The following is a 6,372-nucleotide window of genomic DNA, read 5'->3' as shown; positions in this document are numbered from 1 at the left end:
CAGAGGTGGGGAGAGGGGGGAAAGAAGGGGGGATCCGAGGGCCCCCGGGGGGGGCCCCCCCCCCCCCCGGCCCGTGGGTGGCTCAGCTCAGCGGCGGCGGCTCAGTGGTGGCCGTGTCCGCTGGTGATCTCCTCGTACTCCTCGGCCGTGGGCTTCGGAATCTGGCTGTGCTCGCCGTAGAAGCCGCGGGAGAGCTTGGCCCGCGCCTTCTCGATCGGGTTGAGCTTGCGCTCCACGCCGTTCTCGTCCACCTCGGGGCCCGCGTCGATCGGCTCCGGCTGGACGTGCGCGGTGAGGATGTGCCGCTGCTCCTGCGAGATCGGCTCGTGCACCTCGATGTACTCACCGTGCGGCAGCCGCTTGATGATGCCGGTCTCACGACCGTGCAGCACCTTGTCGCGGTCACGGCGCTGGAGACCCAGGCAGATCCGCTTGGTGATGATGAAGGCCAGGACCGGCGCGACGAAGAAGCCGACGCGGACGAACCAGGTGATCCAGTTGATCGACAGGTGGAAGTGCGTGGCCCACAGGTCGTTGCCGCCACCGATCAGCAGCACGAAGTACTCGGTCAGCCAGGCCACACCGAAGCCGGTGCGCACCGGGCGGTTGCGCGGCCGGTCCAGCAGGTGGTGTTCGCGCTTGTCCCCGGTGACCCACGCCTCGATGAACGGGTAGACGGCGATGGCCGCCAGCACCACCGGGAAGACCATCAGCGGGATGAACACGCCCAGGACGAGTGTGTGTCCCCAGGCGTTGATCTCCCAGCCGGGCATCACGCGGATCAGGCCCTCGGAGAAGCCCATGTACCAGTCCGGCTGGGCGCCGGTGGACACTTGGTCCGGCCGGTACGGTCCCATCGACCAGATCGGGTTGATCGACACGGTCGCGGCGATGGCCGAGATCACGCCGAAGACCAGGAAGAAGAAGCCGCCCGCCTTCGCGGTGTAGATCGGCAGCAGCGGCATGCCGACGACGTTCTTCTCGGTCTTGCCCGCACCCGGGAACTGCGTGTGCTTGTGGTAGAAGACCAGGATCAGGTGGGCGGTCAGCAGACCGGCCATCAGACCCGGCAGCAGCAGGATGTGGATCGAGTAGAACCGGCTGACGATGTCGTGCCCGGGGAACTCCCCGCCGAAGAGGAAGAACGACAGGTACGAGCCGACCACCGGGGTGGCGAGCACCGCGCCGTCGGCGAACCGGATGCCGGTGCCGGACAGCAGGTCGTCCGGGAGCGAGTAACCGGTGAAGCCGGTGAACATGCCGAGGAACAGCAGCGTCCAGCCGAACAGCCAGTTGATCTCACGCGGCTTGCGGAAACCGCCGGTGAAGAACACGCGCATCATGTGCACGATCATCGCCGCGATGAAGATCAGCGCGGCCCAGTGGTGGATCTGCCGGATCAGCAGACCGCCGCGCACCTCGAAGCTGATGTGCAGGGTGGAGGCGTACGCCTCGGACATCCGCACGCCCTGGAGCGGCGCGTACGGGCCGTGGTAGACGACCTCGTTCATGCTGGGGTGGAAGAACAGCGTCAGATACACACCCGTGAGGATGAGGATGACGAAGCTGTAGAGGCAGATCTCGCCCAGCATGAAGGACCAGTGGTCCGGGAAGATCTTCCGCATGTTGGCCTTGGCCAACTTGTAGATACCGAGCCGGGGGTCAGTCCACTCGGCGGCCCGCTGGCCGACCGGCTTTTTGCCCCGACGGGTCGAGCTTTCCGTCGTAGTACTCATCCGCGCTCCCAGAATGCCGGACCGACGGGCTCATCGAAGTCGCCGAGAGCGACGAGATTGCCCTCACCATTGACGCTGATCCGAAGCTGCGGCAGCCGGTGCCCCGCCGGGCCGAAGATCACCCGCGCGCCGTCCGACAGGTCGAACGTCGACTGGTGGCACGGGCAGAGCACGTGGTGCGTCTGCTGCTCGTAGAGGCTGATCGGGCAGCCCACGTGTGTGCAGATCTTGGAGTAGGCCACGATTCCCTCGTGGGCCCAGTCACGCTCGCGCTTGTCCTTGATGTCGTCCGGCTTGATCCGGACGATCATCAGAGCCGCCTTGGCGATCTGCTCCTGGAAGTCCTCCTGGGACTCCTCCAGCCCTTCGGGCATCGCGAAGGTGAGCGAGCCCACCACGATGTCCTCGGGGCGCAGCGGCTTGTTCGTGTTCTGGTTGATCAGCACCTTGCCCTTGGCCCACAGGGTGTGCCGGAGCTTGTCCTCCGGCAGCGGGCCGAGGTCGCGCAGGATCACGACACCGGCCAGCGGGACCAGGGTCAGGGCGCCGAACATCGTGTTGCGGATCAGCTTGCGCCGTCCGAACCCGCTCTCGCGGGCGCCCTGCGCCCACTGCTGCTCGATGTTCTCGCGCAGTTCCTCGTCCGCGCCCGCCGCGTGGCGTTCGTCGGCGAACTCCTCGTCGGACATCAGGGTGCGGGCCCAGTGGACCGCGCCCGCGCCGATGCCCAGCAGCGCCACGGCGAGCGTGAGGCCGAGCGAGAAGTTCAGCGCGCTCACGTTGCCGAACGGGAAGATGAAGACGATCTTGTCGACCGGGAAGATCACGAAGCAGGCGATGAACGCGACGGTGCCGAGCATCGACAGGCCGAACAGCCCCGCCACGACCCGCTCGGAGTGCTTCTCGGCCCGCTCGTCGATGTCCTGACGGCGGTACTCGTGGGGGGGATGGCCGGGGTTGGCGAACGGGTCGTCGGGGACCGCTGGTTCGCTCCCGTGAGCGCCGTGCTCACTTGGCAGGTTCTCTGACACGTCTTTGTGAGATCCAGTCTCGCTCATGACTTCTTGGCCTTGGTCGTCCGGGCGGCGATCCAGGTGGTGCAGACGAGCAGGAAGCCGAGGCCGAAGACCCAGGCGACCAGACCCTCGGACACCGGACCGATGCTGCCCAGCGAGAGACCGCCGGGGTTCTTCGTCTCGCTGCTGTTGACCTCGTGGAGGTACGCGATGATGTCCGCCTTCGTGTCCTGCGGCATCGTGCTGTCCGGGAAGGACGGCATGCTCTGCGGACCCGTCAGCATGGCCTCGTAGATGTGCTTGGGCGAGGCGCCCTGGATCGTCGGCGCGTACTTGCCGTTGGTCAGCGCACCGCCCTTGCCGACGAAGTTGTGGCACTGGGCGCAGTTGGTGCGGAACAGCTCCCCGCCCTTGCCGGCGTCCGCGCCCGCGGGGTTGTACTGGTCCTTGCTCGGCACGGCGGGGCCGGGGCCGAGGGACGCGATGTACGCGGCGAGCTGGTCGATCTCGGCCTGGTCGTAGATGACCTTCTTCTTCGGGATCTGCGCGCCGGGCTGCTGCGCGGGCATCCGGCCGGTGCCGACCTGGAAGTCGACGGCGGCGGAGCCGACGCCGACCAGGCTCGGTCCGTCGGAGCTGCCCTGGCCCGAAGTGCCGTGGCAGCTTGCGCAGCCGACGGAGTACAGCTTCTTGCCCTCAGTGATCGCGAGGGACTGGGCCGCGTCGTCGGCCTGCGCCTTCGGCGCCGGCGCGAGCGCGGCGTACAGCCCCCCGGTGACCGCGAGCGCGAAGAGTAGGACGACAAGCGCCGCCAGCGGGTGGCGCCGTCGTGCGGAGAGCTTTTTCACGGATTACCCCGGTGTCAGGATCTCTTGCGTCGATGCTTCTGGAATGTGTGTGCGGTGTGCGACCGGCTACTTGATCAGGTAGATCGTGGCGAAGAGGCCGATCCACACGACATCGACGAAGTGCCAGTAGTAGGACACGACGATGGCTGCGGTGGCCTGCTGGTGGGTGAACCGCTTGGCCGCGTACGTCCGCCCGAGTACCAGCAGGAACGCGATCAGTCCGCCCGTCACGTGCAACCCGTGGAACCCGGTCGTCAGGTAGAACACCGAGCCGTAGGGGTCCGAGCTGAGCGAGATGCCGTCCTTCTTGACCAGTTCGGTGTACTCGAAGATCTGCCCGCCGATGAAGATCGCACCCATGATGAAGGTCACGATGAACCAGGAGCGGAGCTTCTTCACGTCGCCGCGCTCAGCGGCGAAGACGCCCATCTGGCAGGTGAAGGAGGAGAGCACCAGGATCGTCGTGTTCGTCGCCGAGAACGGGACGTTCAACGCATGGGCGTGTTCCTTCCAGAAGTCGGCACCCGTGACCGACCGAAGGGTGAAGTACATCGCGAAGAGGGCCGCGAAGAACATCAGCTCGGAACTCAGCCAGATGATGGTTCCGACGCTGGTGAGGTTCGGCCGGTTGACCGACGGGTGCGCGTGCCCGGTATCTACTGCTGTTGCTGTCGCCACGTCCGACATTATGTCGGTCGCTTATCTGGCGCTGACTCCGGGGGGTGCCATTCGGTGTGTCAAGGCCCGCAGGAGACCCGCGTGGCCTAGCGCCGCCGTCCCCCGAAGGAGGGATGACGGTGCGTCGGACGACCGGGCCGCCGATCTTCGCGGGCTACGAACCCTCCTCGCGAAGGCGCTGGCGGGAGTAGCATCCGACGCACTTGAGAACGCCTTCACGAGGAGGAACCACGATGCAGGCGACCGCCACGGTGCTGGTCTACAGCGACGACGCGAACACCCGGGAGCAGGTCCGGCTCGCCGTCGGCCGCAGGCCCGCCGCCGACCTGCCGCCGGTGGAGTACGTGGAGTGCGCGACGATGCCCGCGGTTCTCACCGAGTTGGAGCGCGGCGGCATCGACGTCTGCGTCTTCGACGGTGAGACCTCCCCCGCCGGCGGCATGGGGGTGTGCCGTCAGGCGAAGGACGAGATCTTCCGCTGCCCGCCGGTGCTGGTGCTGATCGGCCGTCCCCAGGACGCCTGGCTGGCGACCTGGAGCCGGGCCGACGCGGCGGTCGCCCACCCCGTCGACCCGGTCGCCCTCAGCGAGTCCCTGGCGGGGCTGCTGCGGGCCAGGCTGGCGCCGAGGACCACGGCCGTGGCGACGACGGCGCACTGAGCGCCGCGGCGGCCGGTCAGAGCGCCTGGGGGCGCAGCCGGGCCGGGTTGGAGACGGTGGCGGTGGTGGCGGTGTTCTGCGTCGCCGCGGACTGACCCGCGGCACCGAGGGCACTGCCCTTCTTCCACTGCGCCCAGCTCAGATTCCAGTCGCCGAAGCCGTTGTCGAACGGCGTCATCGTGTCGCCGAGGCTATGAGTGACCTCCACGATGTCGCCCTGCCGCACGTTGTCGAAGAACCAGTGGGCGTTGTCCATGCTCATGCCGGTGCAGCCGTGGCTGACGTTGGCGTACCCCTGCGAGCCCTCGGACCACGGCGCGGCGTGCACGTATTCACCGCTCCATGTCACCCGGGTGGCCCAGTAGACCGGCAGGTCGTAGGAGTCGGAGCTGCCCGCGGCGATGCCGATGCTCTCGCTCTGCATCCGGACGAACTGCTCCTTGCCGAGCACCACCTTGACGCCGTTGCGGGTGGAGAAGCCGGGCTTGCCGGTGGTGACGGGGAGCGTACGGACCACCTTCCCGTTCCGCTTGAAGGTCATCTGGTGGGTGCCCGCGTCGGTGAGCGCCTCGACCCGGTCGCCGGTGTGCAGCTCCAGGGACTTGTCGGTGCCGCCGTAGAGCCCGTCCTGGACGCGTACGCCGTTCAGGGTGCTGGTCACGTCGATCGTGGCGTCCGCGGGCCAGTACGTGCTGGGCCGGTAGTGCAGGGTGCGGTCGTCGACCCAGTACCAGGAGCCGGGGGCGGCCTGGGGGGTCGAGCTGACCTTGAGGTTGCCCTCGACGGCGGCGCGGGCCGCCGGGTCCTTGACCGGGACACTCAGCTCGGCGGTGATCGGCTGTCCGACGCCGTACGTACCCGCGTCGGGGCCGAAGGCGACGTGCAGTCCCGCGTCCGCGGGCGTGGTGTCGAAACCGAGCGTCTTACGGCCGGGGCGGCCGTCGGAGTCCTCGGTGCTCACCCGGACCGTGTAGTGCGCGCCTGCGGCCAGCGCGCCGGTGGAGTGCCAGCTCAGGCCGTCGGAGCCGAGTTCGCCGCGTACGTAGCGCCCTGCGGCGTCCGTAGCGGTCACGTCGGTTATCCGGCTCCCGTCTTTCTTGATGGTCACCTGGAGTGGTTTGGACGGGTCGGCCTTGCCTCCGGCCGCGGAGCCGAACGCGACCTTGGCGGCGGCGTCGTGCGGCGTGGCGGCGAGCGGATTGCCGCCGCCGCCACAAGCGGTGAGCCCCACCGCGAGGGGCGCCACCAGCAGGGAGCAGCGCAGCGCGTTACGGCGTAGAGAATTGTGGCTCATGCACTCAAGTTAGGAACAACCGGGTGATTTCGCTCGGTGGATACGTGCAAAAGAGGTCGGACGCGCGAACGGGCGGGGGGGGGGGGGGGGGGGGGGGGGGGGGGGGGGGGGGGGGGGCGTTTTTTCTTTTGGTTGTGTTTG

At 68.0% G+C, this 6,372-nt stretch carries 6 protein-coding genes; 1 reads left to right on the top strand and 5 read right to left on the bottom strand.

Annotated features, from left to right (window positions below; all coding sequences use genetic code 11):
* Positions 1 to 101 precede the first annotated feature (101 nt).
* The 4 genes from qcrB to ctaE form a co-directional block, all read right to left on the bottom strand.
* The gene (gene qcrB, locus ACZ4EF_RS29470) at positions 102 to 1,736 is read right to left on the bottom strand and encodes a cytochrome bc1 complex cytochrome b subunit (RefSeq protein WP_355334263.1); all 1,635 of its coding nucleotides are present in this window, start codon (positions 1,734 to 1,736) and stop codon (positions 102 to 104) included.
* Positions 1,733 to 2,794 carry a cytochrome bc1 complex Rieske iron-sulfur subunit gene (gene qcrA, locus ACZ4EF_RS29465; protein WP_355334266.1) on the bottom strand — a complete coding sequence of 354 codons (1,062 nt, stop codon included), beginning with the start codon at positions 2,792 to 2,794 and terminating at the stop codon, positions 1,733 to 1,735. The genes qcrB and qcrA overlap by 4 nt, the downstream gene beginning before the upstream one ends.
* Positions 2,791 to 3,600 carry a cytochrome bc1 complex diheme cytochrome c subunit gene (gene qcrC / locus ACZ4EF_RS29460; RefSeq protein WP_355334269.1) on the bottom strand — a complete coding sequence of 270 codons (810 nt, stop codon included), beginning with the start codon at positions 3,598 to 3,600 and terminating at the stop codon, positions 2,791 to 2,793. Before qcrC ends, qcrA begins: the two co-directional genes overlap by 4 nt.
* Before the next feature lie 66 nt (positions 3,601 to 3,666).
* On the bottom strand, positions 3,667 to 4,287 hold the full coding sequence (ctaE, locus tag ACZ4EF_RS29455) for an aa3-type cytochrome oxidase subunit III (RefSeq protein ID WP_355334271.1): 621 nt from the start codon (positions 4,285 to 4,287) through the stop codon (positions 3,667 to 3,669).
* 224 nt (positions 4,288 to 4,511) lie between these two features.
* Here ctaE and ACZ4EF_RS29450 point away from each other — a divergent pair, with 224 nt between their 5' ends.
* Positions 4,512 to 4,937, top strand: a complete 426-nt coding sequence (locus tag ACZ4EF_RS29450; RefSeq protein ID WP_355334273.1) for a hypothetical protein — start codon at positions 4,512 to 4,514, stop codon at positions 4,935 to 4,937.
* A 16-nt stretch (positions 4,938 to 4,953) separates the two neighbouring features.
* Here ACZ4EF_RS29450 and ACZ4EF_RS29445 read toward each other — a convergent pair whose 3' ends face one another.
* Complete coding sequence (locus ACZ4EF_RS29445) at positions 4,954 to 6,231, bottom strand: L,D-transpeptidase (RefSeq protein WP_355334275.1); 1,278 nt, start codon at positions 6,229 to 6,231, stop codon at positions 4,954 to 4,956.
* Positions 6,232 to 6,372 lie beyond the last annotated feature (141 nt).

The sequence above is a fragment of the Streptomyces sp. NPDC025721 genome (assembly GCF_055558595.1).
This window is presented reverse-complemented; position numbering and strand designations above follow the sequence as displayed.